The organism is Desulforhopalus glucosivorans (assembly GCF_054397165.1).
The window spans coordinates 4,519,565-4,539,345 of record NZ_AP044854.1 but is presented as its reverse complement, the minus strand read 5'-3'; the positions used below and the strand labels follow the sequence as shown (position 1 = coordinate 4,539,345).

Sequence of the window (19,781 nt, the reverse complement as noted above, 5' to 3'; positions counted from 1 at the left end):
TACGGCCACTGATGCCCAGGTATCAGTGGCCGTTGTAGTCACACCTTATTCTACTGCTGTAGAATCTACTCCTTGAACTCTTTTACAAACTCCCCGTACCCTTCCTTCTCAAGGTCTTTGACAGGGATAAACCTCAGGGAGGCAGAGTTCATACAATAACGCAGACCCGTTGGGGCTGGACCATCCTCAAAAATATGGCCAAGGTGTGAATCTGCCCCACTACTTCTTGCCTCAATACGTACAGAAAAAAGCGTGGTATCCTTTTTCTCCACTATATTTTCATCCACCAGCGGTTTTGAAAAACTTGGCCAACCGGTACCGGAATCATACTTATCCTTTGAGCTGAACAAGGGCTCTCCTGAGACAATATCAACATAGATCCCCTCATCTTTATTGTCCCAATATTCATTTTGAAAGGGACGCTCCGTTCCGTCCTGCTGGGTCACCTCATACTGCAGTGGTGTCAACTTCTTGCGTAACTCATCCTCTGTGAGTCTTACTGATTTGCTGCCTTTCGGCTGATCTCGCCAGATATTTGCTAAAAATCCTGCCCTGCCAGAGCCAACCTTATAGGCCTCGTAATGGACACTATTTTTCTTGTAATAATCTTGATGGTATTCTTCAGCTGGATAAAAAGGTTTGATAGGTAGAATAGCTGTCACAATGGGCCGATCAAAAACTTCAGACTTTTCAAGGGCAGCCTTTGACTCCTCCGCTATCTTTTTCTCATCATCACTGGAGTAAAAAATGGCTGTCTTATAATGATCGCCACGATCAGCGAACTGTCCGCCAGGATCTGTTGGGTCCACATAGCGCCAAAAGGTATCTAAAAGCTCATCAAAAGTTATTGTATCAGGATCATACACAACCTGAACTGATTCTATATGACTGGTCATTCCACTGGACACCATTTCATAGCTTGGATTTATCTCATCCCCACCTGAATAACCGGCTTTTACATCAATGACACCCTCAAGAGCTTCAAACGGCGGCTCCATACACCAAAAACATCCTCCGCCAAAAACAGCAGTTTTATGATCGGATGCCTGGGAGTCCCCAGTGGAAAAAACAGTAAGGCAAACAATCAATGTTACAGACAATAATATTAAATATTGCATAGTTCCTCCTTATAACGACAATGGTCGTGATATTTCCAAAGACACAAGCAAAACCATAGGCATGGAGAGCATCTTTATCAAGAGGTCCTAACAGGCGGATATCCCGCTCCAATATTTTGTTACTCTTTTCGCAATATTTTTCCTCATAAAATCGAATTTTCTGTTTCAAAATCGCGGCACCATTGCTATAGTGGCCCCCATGAAAAAGTCAAATAATACCAAACGGACCAAGTTTATTTTTGTAACAGGCGGCGTTCTCTCTTCTCTCGGGAAAGGCCTTGCTTCTGCATCTTTTGGAGCTCTTCTAGAAAGTCGCGGGCTTACAGTAACCTTCCAGAAGCTCGACCCGTACATCAACGTCGATCCTGGAACCATGAATCCTTTCCAGCACGGGGAAGTGTACGTCACCGATGATGGTGCGGAAACCGATCTGGATATGGGCCACTATGAGCGCTATACCAACGCTGTCATGGGCCAGAAAAACAATTACACCTCCGGGCGTATTTACTATTCCGTCATCCAGAAAGAAAGACGGGGTGAATATCTCGGTGGAACGGTACAGGTTATCCCACATATTACCGATGAAATCAAAGCTGCAGTACGACAGCTTGATGGCACAGTGGATGTTGCAATTATCGAAATTGGCGGCACAACTGGTGATATTGAAGGACTACCGTTTATTGAGGCCATCCGCCAGCTTCGCGGAGATCTTGGCCATGAGTACACTCTATTTATCCACCTCACCCTTGTACCATATATTAAAACTGCGGGTGAAGTTAAAACAAAACCAACCCAACACTCTGTACGTGGACTTCGTGCTGACGGTATTCAGCCTGATATTCTTGTCCTTCGTACCGAAGTACCGATCGAGTCGAGCCTCAAAGATAAGATTGCTCTTTTCTGCAACGTTCGAAAAGATGCGGTTATTACCGCTATTGATGTGGAGAGCATTTATGAACTTCCACTTCATTTGCACAAAGAGGGCCTTGATACCAAGATTTTAGAGTTACTCAATATCTGGACTGGACAACCCAACCTATCCCACTGGGAGAAACTGGTTCACAATATCAAGAATCCAAAGAACGAAGTCAACATCGCCATTACCGGCAAATACGTCGACCTGACCGAATCCTACAAGAGTCTACATGAAGCCCTGGTCCATGGTGGTCTTGCCAATGGCACCAAAGTTAACCTCACCTATATCAGTGCTGAGGATCTTGAATCCAAAAATGTCGCTAACCTGCTCGACTCCTGTGATGGTATTTTAGCACCAGGCGGATTTGGTCTACGTGGTGTTGAGGGTAAAATCAAAGCAATCAACTATGCCCGTGTTAACAAGATTCCTTTCTTTGGTATCTGTCTGGGTATGCAGCTGGCTGTTGTCGAATTTGCCAGGGATATGCTTGATCTTCCCAAGGCCAACTCAGTGGAAATGGATGACCAAACTCCTGATCCTGTGATTTATCTCATTAAAGAATGGTTTGATTACAGAACAAATGAAGTTCAGATCCGCGATGAAGAATCTGATCTCGGTGGGACCCTGCGCCTTGGAGCCTACCCTTGTGTACTTAAAGAAGACACCAATGCATACAGGGCATACAAGTCGAAAGAGATCAGCGAAAGACATCGTCATCGTTTTGAATTCAACAACGATTACCGAGCCAAGTTAGAAGAGAAAGGACTGATTATTTCCGGAACTTCTCCCGATAACAACCTCGTTGAAATTGTTGAAATTGAAGACCATCCATGGTTCCTCGGTTGCCAGTTCCATCCTGAATTCAAATCTAAGCCTATGAAGCCGCATCCACTTTTTAGAGACTTTATCAGTGCTGCTTTAAAGCAGAAACAAGGTAATAAGTGATGAGTACTATTGCAGTTAATATAGAAACTCCATCAGGTTCTCCAATTACGGTCGGTACCGATCAGCCTCTGCTGCTGATCGGCGGTCCCTGTGCCCTTGAGTCTGAAGATTTAGCACGAAGGATTGCCGAAAAAATGGCTGGGGTCTGTGCAAAGCTGGGAGTAAACTATGTTTTTAAAGCCTCCTTTGATAAGGCGAACAGAACCTCTCTGAGTTCCTACAGGGGGCCAGGTCTTGAAGAAGGTCTCAAGACCCTTGCTAAAATTCGGGCAGAACTAAACGTTCCTGTTATCTCTGACATCCACGATACCAGTCAGGTGGCAGCTGCCGCCGAGGTTCTCGATATTATTCAAATCCCTGCATTTCTCTGCCGCCAGACAGATTTACTCGTGGCAGCAGCAGAAAGCAATAAACCGGTTAACGTTAAAAAAGGCCAGTTTGTCTCACCCTGGGATATGAAAAACGCCGTGGAAAAGCTTAAAGGTGCCGGTGGTACCAAGACCATGCTTGTTGAGCGTGGTGCCTGCTTTGGCTATAACAACCTTGTTGTTGACATGCGTTCTCTGCCTGTCATGCGTTCTCTTGGCTGCCCTGTAATATTTGATGCTACACATTCAGTACAGCTTCCTGGAGGTGCTGGTGGTGCGTCAAGTGGCCAACGTGAGTTTATTGAACCTCTGACAAAGGCAGCTGTCGCAGCTGGTATTGACGGTCTCTTTATGGAAATGCACCCGGACCCAGACAAGGCTCTTTGTGATGGTCCAAACTCCATTCCTCTTGATCAGGTCGAAACTCTTCTGGCGCGACTTGTTCGCATACGTGAAGCAGCTAACTCGTAATGTCAAACCACTGTTCCAACTCGCCTGATGGCTATCCCTCAGACTGCGAAGTTCTTGAGGGATATCGAGCCCGTGTAAGGGAAAAGCAGAACATGGAAAAATCTCCAGAATATAGACGTGCTCTTGCAAAGGCAAAGGAAGTACGCCTTCTGCTTCTTGATGTGGATGGAGTGCTGACGGATGGCAACCTTCTCTACACAGACAGTACCGCTGAAAGTAAATCCTTTAACACCCAGGACGGCTTTGGCCTTCGTCTTTTGCTCGATTCAGGTATTGATGTCGGTATCATTACTGCCAGAAAATCTGAGGTAGTAGCGCGGAGGGCAAAGGAATTAAAAATGACCTACGTGTATCAGGGGATGGGTAATAAAAACGAGGCTTTTAAAGAAATACTCAAAAGTTCAGGTTACAAACCTTACGAAATCGCCTACATGGGTGATGACTGGCTGGATCTCGTTCTTTTAGGCCAGGTGGGACTTGCGATTACACCTGCTAACGGGGTTACCGAGGTGAAAGAGGTGGCACATTTCATCACAGACCGCTCCGGTGGCTCAGGGGCAGTGCGAGATGCCTGCAATCTTATATTAGAAGCCAAGAACCTCACCCAGCAACTGCTACAAACCTATAAGAACAGATGAAACTAAACCGCAACGTCATCTGGCTTGTCCCGCTATTTTTCATCATCACCTATCCGCTCTGGTCCATCCCCGTTGGTAAATTTCTCACCCCAAGGGGTGGTTTTGACCCTGAGGTTAAACATCCACCCAAAAAATCGGTCCAGCGATTCACCCTTGATAAGGTGAAAATTACCCAGAATCAGAATGGTATAAAAACAGCTTTCATTATTGCGGACACTGCTTACACCGGGGATGATCCAGATATCCTTTTAATGGATAATGTGGATGCGGATATTTTTGATGATGATGGGAATATAACAAAAATTATTGCTAAAAATGGTGAATACCACACCGTAACAAAGCTACTCACCCTCATCAAAGATGTTGTTGTGCATAAAACCCACGACAATCAGTTTTTATATACAGAACTGCTCTACTACGATAACGATAGACGTAATGTTCACTGTCCCGGGCCAACACGCCTGGAAGGTGACGGTGCTACAATTAATGGTGGCCGCCTCGACTATGACATTGCAACCAAGACCTATATCATCGATAAGAGGGTACACTGTATCTTAGATGACTTTGTTGCCCCCTAAAGCTGCTCACAAGTCTCTACCAAAAAACCGTCAGAGGTTACACTCCAGCGAATATTAACATCCCAGAGAAGTATACCAAAACTGTCCTTAGCGCCCTTTTGTTTTGCCGGCCTGGGGTCCTGACGTATCATCTGCTCTATGAGGGGCATGAGATTTCTCTCTGTCTTACGTAAATAATCCTCGCAGAATATCCGTACTTGATCCGTGAGTTGTACACTCACCTCTGGCACTTCACCCTTTGCATATCCACACTCAGCTGATGGTACACTATCACTATAGGGAACATAGGGTTTCACATCTATTACAGGGGTACCATCCAACAGGTCAATGCCTGAGAGTATAAGTGACGTTCCCTGTTTCCCCCGTTCAACAGACTGCAGCCGTACAACAGAAAGTCCAAGGTGATTTGGCCTGTGTGGACTGCGGGTGGCTAGAACACCCACGCGCTTTGTCCCACCAAGCCATGGCGGGCGAACGGTATTTTTCCAACCGTCCGAGACTGATTCATGGAAAAGGAAATGAATCCATACATGGGAAAATTGCTCCAGGCCACGAGTCACCTCTTCCCGGTTATAGGGAGGATACAACTCCAGCTCTGCAATGGCAGCCGGAACCATTCCGGGTTGCCGGGGTATCCCAAACTTTTCTGTAAAACATGAATGGATTATTCCAATAGGCTGCACTTCTATATTTGTGTTATTCACAATAACTCTCGTTGTACTAGTTGGTTACACGGCCCACACCCGTAACATTTTTTTTAAAATAGTGTTACAAGGTCCTTGACACACCCTTCACACCACAGTACTGTAATACAAATATTTTTATCGTGTTACATCACTTATATTCTATTCAGTAGTGGAGTTATGCATATATCCGAAGGAGTACTCAGTTCCCCTGTTCTACTTAGTGGCGGTGCTATTACCGTTGTCGGTACTGCTATTGGTCTAAAAAACCTCGACTACGACCGAATAATGACCGTCGCCATGTTGACTGCGACCTTCTTTGTCGCTTCTCTCATCCATGTTCCCATAGGACCTGGTAATGTCCACCTCATCCTCGGCGGCCTTATGGGACTTGTCCTCGGCTGGGGCTGTTTCCCGGCAATTGTCACAGCTCTTTTCCTCCAGGCCATATTCTTTAATTACGGTGGCTTAGTAGTACTTGGGGCCAACACTGCCATCATGGCACTTCCGCCCGTACTCTGCTACTACATTTTCCGCCCCTGGATCATAGCAAATGGCAATAAAAGAAAGGTTGCTGCTTTTTGCTGCGGATGTTTTTCCATTCTCCTTTCTTCCCTAATGATGGCTGTTGCTCTCTCTACGACAGATGAGGGCTTTATGGGAGTTGCAAAGCTTGTGGTTGCTGTCCATCTCCCCCTTATGGTTATTGAAGGAATTATAACCATGTTCACTGTGCTTTTCCTATGTAAGGTGCAACCCGAATTTTTAGGTGTAGGAGAATAATCATGCAAGCAAAACGTATCGCCTTTCTCATAGTTCTCTGCTCCCTTTTTATTTCTATCCCATGTTTGGCCCATAAGGTACGAGTATTTGCCTGGGGGGAAGGTGACACCATTCACACAGAATCAAAATTCAGTCGGGGTAAACCTGCACAAAATGCCACAATTACAGTTTTCAACACCAGTACAGGAGATGAAATTCTCCAGGGTAAAAGCAACCAACAAGGACTCTTTCAATTTCCTGCGCCAGACTCTTCAGTAGAGGAAATCAACATCGTGGTAAATAGCGGAGATGGTCATAAAAACAATTGGCTTTATCAATTGGGTTCCCCAGATAAGCTCACCTCGGATTCCCCAAAGATCGATAATCCCCCGCCCACAAAAACTACCGGCAACTCTCCTGCAGTAACTCTTACCAAAGAACAGTTCACTCAAATAATTAATGAAGCTCTCGAGAAAAAACTCGCCCCTATTCGCAGACAGCTTGCTGAAGAATCTGATCAAAAACCTGATGTAAAAGATATCCTCGGAGGTATTGGGTACATTCTCGGACTGGCAGGGATAGCTGCTTATATGAAATCAAAAAAACAATAAGGAGAAGGTTGAAATGAACGGTATGAGAAAAATCGGTCAACGTGTGGTCCTGTCAATGTTTTGTTTATCAATCTGTAGTACAGCTCAGGCTCATTTTGGTATGGTTATCCCTGATCAACCGATTATTGGACAAGATAATAAAACCAGTGAAATCACACTAAGCTTTTCCCACCCTTTTGAAAACCGTACAATGAACCTTGAAAAACCAAAGCAGTTTTTCGTGGTCAAAGATGGCGAAAATACCGATTTAAATCCCAGCCTTAAAGAAATCAGTCTCCTTGATCATGCTGCATTTACATCATCGTATACCTTCAAGCGTCCCGGTGTCTATCAGTTTGTCATGGAGCCCACCCCATACTGGGAACCAAGTGAGGATGTTTCCATAATCCACTACACCAAAACACTCGTTCCTGCATTTGGTGATGATCAGGGCTGGGACCAACCAGCAGGCTTACCAACAGAAATAATTCCGCTGCTTCGACCCTTTGGTAACTATGCAGGGAACAGCTTCATGGGCCAGGTTCTTGTAAATGGAAAAGCCGCACCAGGCGCCGAGGTAGAAGTGGAACTGTATAACCCTAAAGGTCAATATGCAGCACCATCTGACTATCACATTACACAGGTGGTCATGGCCGACTCTAACGGAGTATTCACATTTACCTGCCCTGTTGAAGGATGGTGGGGTTTTGCGGCTCTGACAGAAGCAGACTACACCTTAAAAGACCCCCAGGGTAACGATAAAGGGGTGGAGTTGGGAGCTGTATTATGGACTTATTTTCACTCCATGACCGCTGTACAGTAATTTAGGAGAGAACGACCATGATGGATGAGGCCTTTGCCCACAGCAACTCACTACTGCACGAGATTGATCCACGAGTAAAAATTATTGTAGCCTTCTGCTTTATACTACTCGTTGCAGTAAGTAAAAGTTTTACTGTGATAGCTATTGCCTTGTCCATCTCGATTCTACTTGTTCTTCTTGCACGCCTCCCCATAGGTCTTGTTGCAAAACGGCTGCTGGCTGCCAATAGCTTTATTTTCTTTTTATGGCTGACACTGCCCATTACGTATGGAGGAGAACCGCTCTTTGAACTTGGCCCTCTCTCTTTTGCAAGAGAGGGAATTTTACTCTCTGCCATCATTACCCTGAAAACCAATACCATAGTTCTTGCTATTATTACTTTGCTTGCAACCTCCACCATAGCAAGCTTGGGCCATGCTCTGGAAGGCTTAGGCCTTCCAGGCAGGCTCTCTTTTCTCCTGCTTTTTTCCTACCGCTATATCTTCGTCATTCACAAGGAATACCTGAAACTGTCTCGTGCTGCCCAGATGAGATGCTTTCAGCCGGCCACCACAATCCACACCTATAAAACGGTGGCCTACCTCTTTGGTATGACACTCGTTAAAAGCTACAATCGCGGCAACCGAATCCACCAGGCAATGCTATTACGGGGCTTTAACGGCCATCTCATCCCCCTCTCCCACCATACAATCGTCCGAAGAGATATCATTTTCCTTACTGCAGGTATCATGACCACCGCATCACTTGGTTTTCTTCACTTTACCTAATCAGCACCATGTGGTAATCCCTTAGGTATTACACTAAAAAATCCGAAATAGTCCGCTCTCCTGTGCACACTTTCGAGGTACATGATGAAAATTGGAATCATTGGTCTTCCCCAGGCAGGTAAAAAAAATCTCTTTCAAGTTCTAACTGGTAACGAAGTTCAGGAACGCTCAGGCCCGCCGAAGGCTCTGCCCGGTTCAGCAGATATTCAGGACCCACGGTTTGATCAGCTTGTCACCATGTATAAGCCGGCAAAGCAGGCAAGGGCTCGTATTGAGCTTATGTTGCTGCCAAAGATGGAAAAGGAAAACATCGCCAAAGGTGACATCTTTAATGATATCGCTGATGTTGATGGACTCTGCCATGTCGTCCGCGCCTTTGAAGATGAGGGAATCTATCATCCGGAAGGCTCAGTTGATCCCATGCGTGATGTTGAGGCGGTCTACTCCGAACTTATCATGCATGACCAGATCTTTGTCGAAAAACGTATAGAACGGCTGGAAAAAGCCATAAAAAAGATAAAGGATGAGAAGCAGGAGAAGGAACTGGTTCTCATGAAGCGCTTTCAGGATCACCTTGAAAATGAACTCCCCCTGCGACTTATTGAGCTGTCTGAAGAAGAACAAGCCCTCATTTTAAGCTACCCCTTCATCACAAAAAAAGAGCTTATAATCGCATTTAATGTCTCCGAAGATATGGTGGGAGACACAGCACTACTTGAAAGTGCAGCTCCATTTTGTGAGAAACAAAAAGTTGAGGCCATGCTGGTCTGTACCCAGGTCGAATCTGAAATCGCACTTCTCGATTCTGAAGAGGAAAAGAAGGAATTCCTCGAAGATCTTGGAATTGAAACCCCGGCCTTGGGGATTATGACCGTACTGTGCCTCAAGGCACTAGGGCTTGCATCATTTTTTACTGTTGGAACCGACGAGGTAAAACAGTGGCTGGTTAAAAAAGACTCCCCAGCCCCTGTGGCAGCTGGGGTTATCCACTCCGATCTACAACGTGGTTTTATCCGGGCAGAACAGATGAGCTACACTGACCTCATGGAAGCGGGCGGAGAGGCTGAGCTGAAAAAAGCCGGGAAGATGTACCTGCAGGGAAAGGACTATATTGTTGCAGATGGTGATATCTTAAATATCCGCTTCAAGGTATAATTTTTAGTTTTAATGGTGTCATTCAATTATCGCATCATTAAACATTGGAAGTCAGAACTACATCTCTCAAAATAGAAGCACCAAACAGGAAGACCATGCTCGAACTTTGTAAGGTAAGCTACACCTATCCCCAGGCCAAAGAACCGATTCTCCACAATCTCTCTTTCAAAGTTGAAGATAAACATGCTGGCATAATTGGCCCCAACGGCTGCGGCAAAACCACCTTACTCCATCTGATGGTCGGCCTGATAAAACCAACGGAAGGTGAGTTGCTCTTTCATGGCGAACAGGTGACCACCAAACTTGATATGTTTAATCTCCGCCGTGAAGTTGGCTTTTTATTCCAAAGCTCGGACGATCAACTCTTTTCCCCCACAGTCATAGAGGATGTGGCCTTCGGCCCGCTGAACCTTGGCTTTAAACCGGCTGAAGCTATTGCTATTGCAGAGAACACTCTGAAAAACCTAGGTCTTACTGGTTTTGAAGATCGCATCACCCATCGGCTCTCCGGGGGCGAAAAAAAACTGGTGGCTCTCGCAACCATACTTGCCATGAAGCCTAAGGTACTGCTGCTTGATGAACCAACGAATAACCTCGACCCAAAAACCACCAGCAGGTTAATAGAGATCCTGAACGGTCTTGACCTCTATCAGGTCATTATTTCCCATGACTGGGATTTCCTCAGCCACACCACCAATACGCTCTATAAGATCGACCAAGGTCATATTCACAAGTGCGACAAGGACCACATCCATGTGCACCGACACATCCACGTGGCGGGTGATCATCCACACCAGCATGATCTTTGATAACCTGATCTCAGTTTTCCTTCACCCACTTCATCGTAGTGCGTTATTGGAACACGATTGTATAACTACAGGACAATACTTATCTATTAATAGAAAGTATAAAAGATCGGCAGAGTGTATTACTAGAAATTTACCTAAAAATCATGGCTTTAGTGGGCTAAAGAGGATATTTTCCTAACAAAACATCATCTGAAAGAAGGTAGGGGCTAATCACAATACAACCTACCACTCAAACTACTGGCTACTATATTTTCCCTGGAAATATAGAGATATATAAGGTGTAAAAATCATGTCAGAAAACAAAAAAGAACAAGCCTCACCACCGGAGATCAGCCCCTATCTGTTTCCATTAATTCTTGCCGTGATGGGGGCTTGGTGCTTCTATGATGGTTGGCTAACGAGTGATCCGGAAATGCTCGAGCACGCTACCTTTAACCGTGTTACCAGCGGACTACTCCTCCCCTGGGCTGTCATCGACTTTATCCGAACCCGAAAGGCTGACCTGAGGGAAAAAGCTGCTTTGGCAGGAGCTGAAAATACTGATATAGAATCTAAAGATACCCACGATGATTCCTAATCGCCGCCTTGTCCTGCCATATGCCGCACCTTTTATGGCATATGTCGTGATAGCTTCACTCTTGGGCGATACTCTCTCCAGAGAAATCAATTACTGCCTGCGCATAGTTTTGACATCCGCGCTGCTCATTTGGGCCTGGAAATGGTATTTCCCTCTCCGTGGCCCTAAGTCCCCACTGGTTTCAGCTCTATGGGGTGGGCTTGTCGGCCTGGTAGGTATTATCATCTGGATTCTTACCCTGATACCTTTTGCAGACCCTAGTGCTACTGAGCCATGGTCTGCCTCAGCATTTACGCTGAGGCTTATCGCAGCTTCACTACTCGTGCCGCTTGCTGAAGAGATCCTTATGAGGGGTTTTGTTTTTCGTTTGGCGCTTCAGTGGTGGGAGGTCAGAACGCAGAAAGGAGATGAGCCACTCGCTATTGCCCTGGACGAAAAAACTGTCAACGATGTTCAGCCAGGCGCCTGGTCCTGGATGGCTGTCATTATTTCAACAGTCGCCTTTGCTTCCGGCCACCATATGTACGAATGGCCGGCGGCTATCTGTTTCGGTCTATTAATGTCGATGCTATGGATAGTCAGAAAAGACCTGATATCCTGTGTTGTTGCCCATGGTGTGGCAAATTTTGCTCTGGCCATCTATGTAGTGCAGACCGATAGCTGGTTTTTATGGTGATCTGCCAAGCTAAGAAAGAAAAAGAAAGACAACCTACTGCGTGATCACATACATTTCCCCTTACCCCGATTTTCTCATCAGCACAATGTTCATGAGAAAGCCATATCAATATATCGTTTAACAGTTCTGCGATCAAGTTGGGTGAGCTGGGCCACCTTTTCATAGGTCTTATGTATCTGATACAGGTGCGTGCAGTATGACGAAAGCATCTGGTTAGCTGAAAACCTCCCCTCCATAAAGTGTTGTTGGAATTCAGTCACTCTTTCCCGGGTTTCCTGGCTCACCTCCCAGGTATAGCTACGTTTTAATAACATCTGGCGTACACACTGCTCCAACTCCCGAATATTGCCTGGCCAATTATAATCTGGGGGAACACTCCTATGGATCTGTTCTGTGATCTCTCTTGTGAGTGCCTTGGAACTGTGGCCCAGGATCCGACCAAGCATCGCTGTGAGAATCTCTTTAAGTTCTCCGGGGTATTCATCAAGACGCTTCTTTAAGGACGGCAGATAAATGGTATCTGAGCAGAGGCGATAGTAAAAATCATCTCTGAAGGTTCCTTCTGCTCGCAGTTTCTCCAGAGGCTGATTTGTTGCCGCTATCACCCTGCCTTGAAACTTATGAGTTTCATGGCTTCCCACCGGACTGAAAAGCCGCTCCTGAATCACCTGCAGTAATTTTATTTGCAAGGTCACAGAGACCTCACCTATTTCATCTAAGAATATTGCCCCATAGGGACTACACCTTGAAAACACCCCTAGATGATTACCGGTTGCACCGGTAAAGGAACCCTTGGTATGCCCAAACAACTCTGATTCTACAAGATGTTCCGAATATTGTGACAGATTAATGGAGAGAAAGGTCTTCGAAAAGCTATCGGCAAAACATCCTTTTTTTTCATCAAATGGAATATGTCCAGACCTGCCGATTGCCGCAGCCGCCATCCCCTTTCCTGTGCCTGTTTTCCCAAGGATTATTGTGGAAAAATCTTCCATCCGGTTCCAGAGAAACCGTTCATATAAACTGACATCATAGGTGAAAATATTGTTCCACAACGCCTGCCTGAGGTTCTTAACTGAAGGGCTATTTCCTATGATCCCACTGATAAAATAGAACCCTCTTCTCAGTTGGAAAAAAAATGAGAAGAATTTTAAAGCCTCCTTTTTCGAAAAACCATATTCCTGCAGAAGTTGTAGAACATCCTTGGCAAACCTTACCTCAACTGGCTGCTCCCCCTGTTTAACCTGCCGGGTAATATGCTCATCATAGGAATCACAGAAGAGGTGAAAGGTGTAAAACAACACGCCGTAGCGCAATAACATCCGCTCTTCACTATCCAGATCGACATTTTTTCCCTTATATCGTTCAATTCTTGTCCCCACATCCACCATCAGCTTTTCGAGAATAGCCTCATTACTGCTTGTCTCTTTCATGCCCGATATTTCAAGATCGACTATTTCCCGCTGTGCACCAAAGGGGTTTGCAAATGCTGCCTCATTGATCTTTCTAAAGAACTCTCTTTCTTCTGAATCCACAGCACCCTCCCAATCATTTTACGTACAATAAAAATACTATTAATACCGATAAAAGTAATAAAAGATAGAATTATCACCTCATTCAAGCAAAATTGACGACACAACCAACACTCAACATACACAATATGTATACTTCTTATCCATTAAAAGTACAATTTCCCTCACTTCTTTTTAATTAAAGAACATCACAAACAAAACAAACATTTGATTTTAAACGATTTATTACAAAAACAACAGTTTTGGCACGCAGCCTGCTTTAGTTGAGGTAACAGGTCGAAACAAACACAACATGACCTGAAGATAACGAGTCAACTCAACTACAAGGAGAACAACATGAAATTACTTAATACATTTAGAGCCGCTGTTGCCGCCACCCTATTACTCTGCACCACTCCATGTTTTGCTGGAAGTTTTGGAGGAGCAAGCGAAGATGCAAGCGCCGATATCTCAGGTTCTGCACTCATGCTCACCTCTGCTGCAGCCTGTCTTTCCGGTGCCAGCGTCTACCTCAGTGCCGATGCTGTTATAACCCTAGGAACACCGATTGCTCACACAATCATTGATGCTGCTGAAGTTTCCGGCGATGCAGTTGTATTTTCATCGGATGTCCTCACTGAAGGTCTGGTTACCACAGGCCAACTCAGCGCAGACTTAACGCGAGCCGGAGTCGATTTTTCTGCAGACTCCGCTGTTTTCGTGGCCTCCGCTGCCCTCTCCGGCATCTACATTTCTACAGACACTGCAGAACTTTTTCTCTCGCAGGCTGTCAATATTGCAGCGGCAAGTGGCAGGTTGAGTGGTGAAGCTGCAGAACTTGCCGTAACCCTTGCTGCTGCAGGAGTTGAGATAAGCGCGGACAGCACAGTGCTTATTGCCAATGCAGGAAAAGCGGGAATACACCTCAGTGAAGATGCAGCACAATCATTTATCGACAGTTCTCTTGCAATCGCAGCAGAATGCATCGAGTCGGCCCAAATAACAGAGCGCTATGTGCTCATGACTGTGGCAGAGGCCAACCAGATATTAAAAGAAGCCAGCATCAACGCAGTACAGTCATCAATTAAAGGTGGAATTAAAACCTACACCTTTACCGTTGAAACAGCATCCCACCTCCATAGTCTTGGTATAGACAGTGTCAAATATGCAAAAGACCTCACTAAGCGCGCCGCAACAACTACCGTCAAAGCCATCAGCACAAGCGTGCACGGAGCCAATGACGCAATCGTGGTTGTCATTAATACCGGCTCAGGCCTTGTGGTAGCTTCACTTGACTCTCTTACTGATGCTGTAAACAACACCACTGCTAACATTCAACAATAGGATTTTCCATGAAACTTATATCAAAAATATTCTCTGTTCTCGTCATACTCTACCTACTTATAGATCCTGCCTTTGCTAAAGGTCTCAGTGAAGATTCTACCGGTGAAAGCAACCAGGAGGAAAACATGCAACGTACAACCCTCCTTATTGATCACGTTGAAGACTACCTCAGAAAAAATGATGCCTACGTCGGTATCATTGCCAGAAGAGGAGCAGGAGACCCAAAAACTGGAGTGTCTGATGTGGATAACCTGGATCTATCAGGAATGGCCCATTGTGGATTTGTCATACGAAATGGATTTGGAAAAAATTCGGACTACCTGACCTTTAACCTGGTTCGTATGAAAGGTGCTAAAAAGATAGGAGATAAGGAGTATGACATGAGCGAACTGCGCGCCTGGACCCTACCGCATTTCTTTGTGGGTTCCTTTGAAAAAGATGCCATCGTCTTCCTACCTGAAAAAAAAGTACAACTCAAACTATGGAACCTTCTACGGGCCAACGGACAACTGAACATTGAGCCAAACAAACGATACTTCAAAAACAACAAAGGAAGGCAAGTTCGAGATGACAATGGACAGGCAAAATACACAACAGACCAACTCGTAACCAACGGGGCCTTCACCTTCTTCCATAACCCTGAGTACAACCTTCTCTCTGATTACGTAGAAGATTCGAGCCAAAATTGTAATGAACACCTGTTAAAAACCTATGTAGGATTTAGGGATTTCTGGAATCCTACCAAACCAGGATACAATCTCATTAATCCTGAGATAGTAGCCGTAAAAGAAATGAATAATGCAATAATGAACTCTGTAGCCAAAAACTTTACCCCACGCAAAATGGTACTGTCACGTACGAAGTCTACCTTCGCATTTGTCCAGAACATCCGCTTTGGAGAACGGTATAAAAAATCACCTACACTTCTTGGCTTTAAGCTCAATAAGGAGAAATTTGAAGTTGTTAGCGTTGACAGCTTCTGCGACCCCAAAAACCAAAATTTTCTTTCATGGTCTGACTTTAAGGTATTTCGTGAAGACTACAGGGCAGATAAGGGTTGGATTATTCGAGACCTTGGGAAAAACTATGTAAAGGTCAACAGAGTAACAAACCAAAGAAACACAATTAAATTATAAACAAAAAATCCGATCAGGTTCCTCCCTGGTCGGTTTTTTTTTTGCCTCCATCGACTCATCAAATAATACTTCGCTTTTTGATCTTGATATAATGAACGTTAATCGATAATACTTTTCGTACAGTTTCATAACTCAGGGTCAAGGGGTGGTACTTCTGGTGACACAATCAAAACAGCTTACCAAGGAAGAACGCAGCTGGATACTATACGATGTGGGGAATTCCGCCTTTGTACTGGTGATGGTTACGGCGATCATGCCCGTATTTTATAAAGACTTTGCCGCCTCCCACCTCTCAAATGCTGTTTCAACTGCCCACTGGGGATATGCAAACTCCACAGCCGCTCTAGTCTTAGCCATTCTCTCACCGCTTTTAGGTGCCATGGCTGACTATAGAATGAGAAAAAAGTTCTTTTTTCTCATTTTCCTTGGGATTGGACTTACCTTCAGTCTCGCGCTTACCATGGTCCAACAGGGACAGTGGTTACTCTGCCTCACGCTCTTTGTCCTTGCACGAATTGGGTGGTCCGGGGCGAACGTGCTCTACGACGCCTTTATCATAGATGTGACAACTAAAGAACGGATGGATTTGATATCATCAAAAGGATACGGGTTTGGCTATATCGGCAGTGTCATCCCGTTTGCTCTTATAATTTACATCTTATTACAAGCTGGAATGGGTGATGGTCTCCCGATTAACGCCACCAAGATCGGCTTTATCATCGTCACCTTGTGGTGGGCAGTTCTTGCCCTGCCTTCGATTCTTGACCTCAAACAGAAACACCACATTGAACCGACAAAGAGTCCGGTAACAGACAGTTTTAAACGAATTTTCAAAACGCTAAAGGAAATCAAAAAACATAAGCAGGCGTTTCTCTTTCTGGGGGCCTACTTCTTCTATATTGATGGGGTGGGTACAATCATCTCAATGTCTACTGCCTATGGGCGGGACCTTGGTTTTAGTATTAATACACTTATCGGGGTAATATTCTTCATTCAGATAGTGGCTTTTCCATTCACCATCCTTTATGGCAGACTTGCCCTGAGGTTCACACCTAAAAAGATGCTGCTCACTGGTATTGGGGTGTATATCTTTGTAACCATCTTCGCCTTCTGTCTACCCGCAGTTGAAGACCTGAAACTGCGTATATATGCCTTCTGGACTGTTTCCTTTCTCATTGCCTCTTCCATGGGTGGTATCCAGGCGCTCAGCCGAAGCTACTTTGGAAAACTCATCCCGCCGGAAAAAAGCTCTGAATTCTTCGGATTTTATAATGTTTTTGGGAAATTTGCAGCCATCACAGGCCCATTTCTCATGGGCATAGTAGCAACTACTACAGGTGATAGTCGCTGGGGGGTATTAAGTCTTCTGATCCTCTTTGTAGTTGGAGCCCTTATTCTTACCAGAGTGACCGATGCAGAATAAGGTTACAGGTCAAGTTGATATCTGGATACAGTAAAGTTTCACCAAAAACCTGGGATTGTAACGCTTCTGAAGCAAAGATCTAATTGGATTTATCATGAATAATGTACATAGGGTTACAACGCGAGCTAAAGAAGATTAATTTACTTATATCTTAGTAGTGCTGTAACCGAATCTTCTTTTATGCGTTTAATAAAAAAATATATGTCTATGCGATAGACACTGTAATTTGATTACGCACAGGTGCTGTCTTTGGAGTTATATCCACAATTATCTGCGGTAGATTGGAGCTACTGCAAAAACAATTTAACAAGGGGGATTACCATGAGTAAACGCATAAGTATTGTTGCCCTTTGCCTGGCCTTTACTGTCAGCCCAACCCTTGCCCATCATCCTACTGCAGACATGGTTGATGAAGAAATTTATGCAATGATTGATGAGTTAGTATCAGACACTCCCCATGCTACCATGGTCTTTGATAGCACTATGGAAACAACCACAATTACAGTATCCTCTGTCAGTGATGCAGAAGATATAATTGATGATTATTTACTTGCTGGTATCTCCTTGCTTGATGACGAAGTGACTGTTTCAATCTCTTTTGGGGATTATGTGGAACTGGTATCTACAAGTGTTAGCTCTAATTCTAATGAATGGAGTGAAAGAAGTGACTGGGGTAGGGAGGTGATTATCAGCGTTGATACTCTACTGTGCTCCCCTCAGAGTGTTGAAGGCTGTATTAATATTGACTAATAACTGATCCATTAACAGGTAGACCAAGCCTCAGGCCTGTTCTACCTGTGCTGTGTATAGATCAACTACCCTTTTCCAGTGCAGATTTGAATTATATAATCGGGATTATTTGAAGGTTATCTATTCAGTTTTAATATCAACAATGTAGAGCAGAACGGTTTATCAGGCGTGATAAACATTGAGTGTTCCAGCAAAGATAACAATTAAGCTGCGGATAGCCCCTGCATCCGGATGTGTGTAGTCACTATTGGATTGCTACAATTTATACCTTATTCTTAGGTAACACAGGATTTCGAAATTTCTATTTAACGGTTATTACTCCCAGACCCGCCAGTGCCGCCAGCTGAACCACCAGACCCACTACTACCGCCAGATGAACCACCAGACCCACTACTACCGCCAGCTGAACCACCAGACCCACTGCTACCGCCAGATGAACCACCAGACCCACTGCTACCGCCAGATGAACCACCAGACCCACTGCTACCGCCAGATGAACCACCAGACCCACTGCTACCGCCAGATGAACCACCAGACCCACTACTGCCGCCAGATGAACCACCAGACCCACTACTGCCGCCAGATGAACCACCAGACGCGCCATCACCGCCGGATGAACCTACAGAACCGGCAGAATTCGAAGTAGCAAAGTCTTCGCCAAGTTTTCCTGCCGCAACACCACTAACAATGTTTTTTCGAAATTCTATAGCAATGTTTTCAGGAGAATTTCGTTTTGCCTGAGCACTAAAACGTTGTCTTAATTGGGTCATATCTTTCGCCTGAAAAGATTGCTGAAGGGCACTGGAGAGTACGTTCGACACAGTTGGTGAGTGCACTTGCCTACGTGCCATGTCGCGCGCTGTAATCATGGTTTCGCCTATTAATCCGTTTCTTTCGAGCCGGTTCATGGTACGAACACGTGCATTTAATTGTAGGACAAGCTCATTACAATCTTCATTTTTCATCCCTGCAGCTAGAGTTTGAGCGATGATTTCTGTTAATTTCCCTTTGTTAGTCTGTGTAGTTGATAAGAGTCTTGTGTAATGTATTGCGTTCCTGTACCTATCCTCTACCTGAGTTGCCGCATGCACAATACCAGCAGGTTGTATATTTTTGGCCATACCTTCATAAACTTTATGCACTACAGGATCTAAGGGTAATTCATTTGACTGGGTTTTTCTCAGTATGCTTCTCAATTCATTCAGGTCTGTTTCACCAAAACCGTATTCCTTCACCTGCTTTTCAAGATTACGTATCTCTTCCACACGCATTTCTTCGGTCATACTTTCCTGAGATATACCCTGGCCCTGTGGTGCAGATTTCGAAAATACGATTACAGGTGTAAAGGCAAGTAAAGTTACTGCTAGAAAATATGACAACACTACACTTTTATATTTTGGAGCCATAACAACCTCTCAGTAAATAAATGTTTCCCATACGTGCTACCTGTAATATAAACGGATATAATTGCCAAAAGTTACGTTTCTGGTGAAAAAACACAATTCCTGCCTCCAAAATCATCCTGCACAGTTGCCTTACAATTTGGAATAGTGATAACCCCATCTATTATATAAAAATAAGAAAATTCGCTGTCCATCGGTATGGAGTAAGACCAAAGACCACCTTTCTCGAGCAATGCTTTATTGTGTTGATAATGGTCAACACTTGAAACAAAATATACCTCTTTAGCACTTTGATTTTTCAAATAAAAAACAACATTGCTCTCTTGTACTCTTAAATA

20 protein-coding genes are annotated in these 19,781 nt (G+C 44.6%); 16 read left to right on the top strand and 4 right to left on the bottom strand.

All coding sequences use genetic code 11. The features are described 5' to 3' along the window. Positions 1-65: 65 nt before the first annotated feature. Positions 66-1,118, bottom strand: coding sequence for a peptide-methionine (R)-S-oxide reductase MsrB (gene msrB, locus ACX6CI_RS19405; RefSeq protein WP_458775311.1), 1,053 nt, complete (start codon positions 1,116-1,118; stop codon positions 66-68). 199 nt (positions 1,119-1,317) lie between these two features. Here msrB and ACX6CI_RS19400 point away from each other — a divergent pair, with 199 nt between their 5' ends. The 4 genes from ACX6CI_RS19400 to lptC are packed head-to-tail and all read left to right on the top strand — an operon-like array spanning position 1,318 to position 5,034. Further along, positions 1,318-2,979 carry a CTP synthase gene (locus ACX6CI_RS19400; RefSeq protein WP_458775310.1) on the top strand — a complete coding sequence of 554 codons (1,662 nt, stop codon included), beginning with the start codon at positions 1,318-1,320 and terminating at the stop codon, positions 2,977-2,979. Next, positions 2,979-3,818 (top strand): 3-deoxy-8-phosphooctulonate synthase, encoded by an 840-nt coding sequence (gene kdsA, locus ACX6CI_RS19395; RefSeq protein ID WP_458775309.1) that lies wholly within the window; start codon positions 2,979-2,981, stop codon positions 3,816-3,818. The genes ACX6CI_RS19400 and kdsA overlap by 1 nt, the downstream gene beginning before the upstream one ends. After that, a complete protein-coding gene (locus ACX6CI_RS19390; RefSeq protein ID WP_458775308.1) occupies positions 3,818-4,456 on the top strand; it encodes a KdsC family phosphatase in 639 nt (212 codons plus the stop codon). Before kdsA ends, ACX6CI_RS19390 begins: the two co-directional genes overlap by 1 nt. Beyond that, complete coding sequence (gene lptC / locus ACX6CI_RS19385; protein ID WP_458775307.1) at positions 4,453-5,034, top strand: LPS export ABC transporter periplasmic protein LptC; 582 nt, start codon at positions 4,453-4,455, stop codon at positions 5,032-5,034. Before ACX6CI_RS19390 ends, lptC begins: the two co-directional genes overlap by 4 nt. On the opposite strand, the gene tsaA is transcribed toward lptC, so the two are convergent. After that, positions 5,031-5,738, bottom strand: a complete 708-nt coding sequence (tsaA, locus tag ACX6CI_RS19380) for a tRNA (N6-threonylcarbamoyladenosine(37)-N6)-methyltransferase TrmO (protein WP_458775306.1) — start codon at positions 5,736-5,738, stop codon at positions 5,031-5,033. The genes lptC and tsaA overlap by 4 nt on opposite strands. A 159-nt stretch (positions 5,739-5,897) precedes the next feature. On the opposite strand from tsaA, the gene cbiM reads away from it, so the two are divergent. The 8 genes from cbiM to ACX6CI_RS19340 all read left to right on the top strand — a co-directional run bounded on the left by cbiM (position 5,898) and on the right by ACX6CI_RS19340 (position 11,876). Continuing rightward, entirely contained in the window at positions 5,898-6,500 is a 603-nt protein-coding gene (gene cbiM, locus ACX6CI_RS19375) for a cobalt transporter CbiM (RefSeq protein ID WP_458775305.1), read from the top strand. Positions 6,501-6,502: 2 nt separating this feature from the next. Then, entirely contained in the window at positions 6,503-7,090 is a 588-nt protein-coding gene (locus tag ACX6CI_RS19370) for a hypothetical protein (RefSeq protein ID WP_458775304.1), read from the top strand. Positions 7,091-7,112: 22 nt separating this feature from the next. Beyond that, the gene (locus ACX6CI_RS19365) at positions 7,113-7,892 is read left to right on the top strand and encodes a DUF4198 domain-containing protein (RefSeq protein WP_458778490.1); all 780 of its coding nucleotides are present in this window, start codon (positions 7,113-7,115) and stop codon (positions 7,890-7,892) included. Between the two features lie 17 nt (positions 7,893-7,909). Beyond that, positions 7,910-8,659, top strand: a complete 750-nt coding sequence (gene cbiQ / locus ACX6CI_RS19360; RefSeq protein WP_458775303.1) for a cobalt ECF transporter T component CbiQ — start codon at positions 7,910-7,912, stop codon at positions 8,657-8,659. A gap of 81 nt (positions 8,660-8,740) precedes the next feature. Then, entirely contained in the window at positions 8,741-9,814 is a 1,074-nt protein-coding gene (locus ACX6CI_RS19355) for a DUF933 domain-containing protein (protein WP_458775302.1), read from the top strand. 95 nt (positions 9,815-9,909) lie between these two features. Beyond that, a complete protein-coding gene (locus tag ACX6CI_RS19350) occupies positions 9,910-10,623 on the top strand; it encodes an energy-coupling factor ABC transporter ATP-binding protein (protein ID WP_458775301.1) in 714 nt (237 codons plus the stop codon). 289 nt (positions 10,624-10,912) lie between these two features. After that, positions 10,913-11,200, top strand: coding sequence for a hypothetical protein (locus tag ACX6CI_RS19345; protein ID WP_458775300.1), 288 nt, complete (start codon positions 10,913-10,915; stop codon positions 11,198-11,200). After that, positions 11,190-11,876: a CPBP family glutamic-type intramembrane protease gene (locus ACX6CI_RS19340; RefSeq protein WP_458775299.1), complete on the top strand. Its 687-nt coding sequence runs from the start codon at positions 11,190-11,192 to the stop codon at positions 11,874-11,876. The genes ACX6CI_RS19345 and ACX6CI_RS19340 overlap by 11 nt, the downstream gene beginning before the upstream one ends. A gap of 89 nt (positions 11,877-11,965) precedes the next feature. Here ACX6CI_RS19340 and ACX6CI_RS19335 read toward each other — a convergent pair whose 3' ends face one another. Next, a complete protein-coding gene (locus ACX6CI_RS19335) occupies positions 11,966-13,411 on the bottom strand; it encodes a sigma 54-interacting transcriptional regulator (protein WP_458775298.1) in 1,446 nt (481 codons plus the stop codon). Between the two features lie 333 nt (positions 13,412-13,744). Here ACX6CI_RS19335 and ACX6CI_RS19330 point away from each other — a divergent pair, with 333 nt between their 5' ends. From ACX6CI_RS19330 to ACX6CI_RS19315, 4 genes are all read left to right on the top strand, one after another. Then, a complete protein-coding gene (locus tag ACX6CI_RS19330; RefSeq protein ID WP_458775297.1) occupies positions 13,745-14,731 on the top strand; it encodes a hypothetical protein in 987 nt (328 codons plus the stop codon). Positions 14,732-14,739: 8 nt separating this feature from the next. Next, positions 14,740-15,867, top strand: a complete 1,128-nt coding sequence (locus ACX6CI_RS19325; RefSeq protein WP_458775296.1) for a hypothetical protein — start codon at positions 14,740-14,742, stop codon at positions 15,865-15,867. A 157-nt stretch (positions 15,868-16,024) separates the two neighbouring features. Further along, on the top strand, positions 16,025-17,290 hold the full coding sequence (locus ACX6CI_RS19320) for an MFS transporter (RefSeq protein WP_458775295.1): 1,266 nt from the start codon (positions 16,025-16,027) through the stop codon (positions 17,288-17,290). 321 nt (positions 17,291-17,611) lie between these two features. Continuing rightward, on the top strand, positions 17,612-18,040 hold the full coding sequence (locus ACX6CI_RS19315; RefSeq protein WP_458775294.1) for a hypothetical protein: 429 nt from the start codon (positions 17,612-17,614) through the stop codon (positions 18,038-18,040). Between the two features lie 305 nt (positions 18,041-18,345). On the opposite strand, the gene ACX6CI_RS19310 is transcribed toward ACX6CI_RS19315, so the two are convergent. Further along, positions 18,346-19,446 (bottom strand): hypothetical protein, encoded by a 1,101-nt coding sequence (locus ACX6CI_RS19310; protein ID WP_458775293.1) that lies wholly within the window; start codon positions 19,444-19,446, stop codon positions 18,346-18,348. Positions 19,447-19,781: the final 335 nt, after the last annotated feature.

Bases quoted from the DNA above. Each gene is read 5' to 3' on its own strand.
- cbiM (WP_458775305.1), top strand. From the start codon at position 5,898: ATGCATATATCCGAAGGAGTACTCAGTTCCCCTGTTCTACTTAGTGGC.
- ACX6CI_RS19370 (WP_458775304.1), top strand. From the start codon at position 6,503: ATGCAAGCAAAACGTATCGCCTTTCTCATAGTTCTCTGCTCCCTTTTT.
- ACX6CI_RS19310 (WP_458775293.1), bottom strand. From the start codon at position 19,446: ATGGCTCCAAAATATAAAAGTGTAGTGTTGTCATATTTTCTAGCAGTA.
- ACX6CI_RS19325 (WP_458775296.1), top strand. From the start codon at position 14,740: ATGAAACTTATATCAAAAATATTCTCTGTTCTCGTCATACTCTACCTA.
- ACX6CI_RS19315 (WP_458775294.1), top strand. From the start codon at position 17,612: ATGAGTAAACGCATAAGTATTGTTGCCCTTTGCCTGGCCTTTACTGTC.
- ACX6CI_RS19345 (WP_458775300.1), top strand. From the start codon at position 10,913: ATGTCAGAAAACAAAAAAGAACAAGCCTCACCACCGGAGATCAGCCCC.
- lptC (WP_458775307.1), top strand. From the start codon at position 4,453: ATGAAACTAAACCGCAACGTCATCTGGCTTGTCCCGCTATTTTTCATC.
- msrB (WP_458775311.1), bottom strand. From the start codon at position 1,118: ATGCAATATTTAATATTATTGTCTGTAACATTGATTGTTTGCCTTACT.
- ACX6CI_RS19330 (WP_458775297.1), top strand. From the start codon at position 13,745: ATGAAATTACTTAATACATTTAGAGCCGCTGTTGCCGCCACCCTATTA.
- ACX6CI_RS19350 (WP_458775301.1), top strand. From the start codon at position 9,910: ATGCTCGAACTTTGTAAGGTAAGCTACACCTATCCCCAGGCCAAAGAA.
- ACX6CI_RS19355 (WP_458775302.1), top strand. From the start codon at position 8,741: ATGATGAAAATTGGAATCATTGGTCTTCCCCAGGCAGGTAAAAAAAAT.
- ACX6CI_RS19390 (WP_458775308.1), top strand. From the start codon at position 3,818: ATGTCAAACCACTGTTCCAACTCGCCTGATGGCTATCCCTCAGACTGC.
- kdsA (WP_458775309.1), top strand. From the start codon at position 2,979: ATGAGTACTATTGCAGTTAATATAGAAACTCCATCAGGTTCTCCAATT.
- ACX6CI_RS19365 (WP_458778490.1), top strand. From the start codon at position 7,113: ATGAGAAAAATCGGTCAACGTGTGGTCCTGTCAATGTTTTGTTTATCA.
- ACX6CI_RS19340 (WP_458775299.1), top strand. From the start codon at position 11,190: ATGATTCCTAATCGCCGCCTTGTCCTGCCATATGCCGCACCTTTTATG.
- ACX6CI_RS19400 (WP_458775310.1), top strand. From the start codon at position 1,318: ATGAAAAAGTCAAATAATACCAAACGGACCAAGTTTATTTTTGTAACA.
- cbiQ (WP_458775303.1), top strand. From the start codon at position 7,910: ATGATGGATGAGGCCTTTGCCCACAGCAACTCACTACTGCACGAGATT.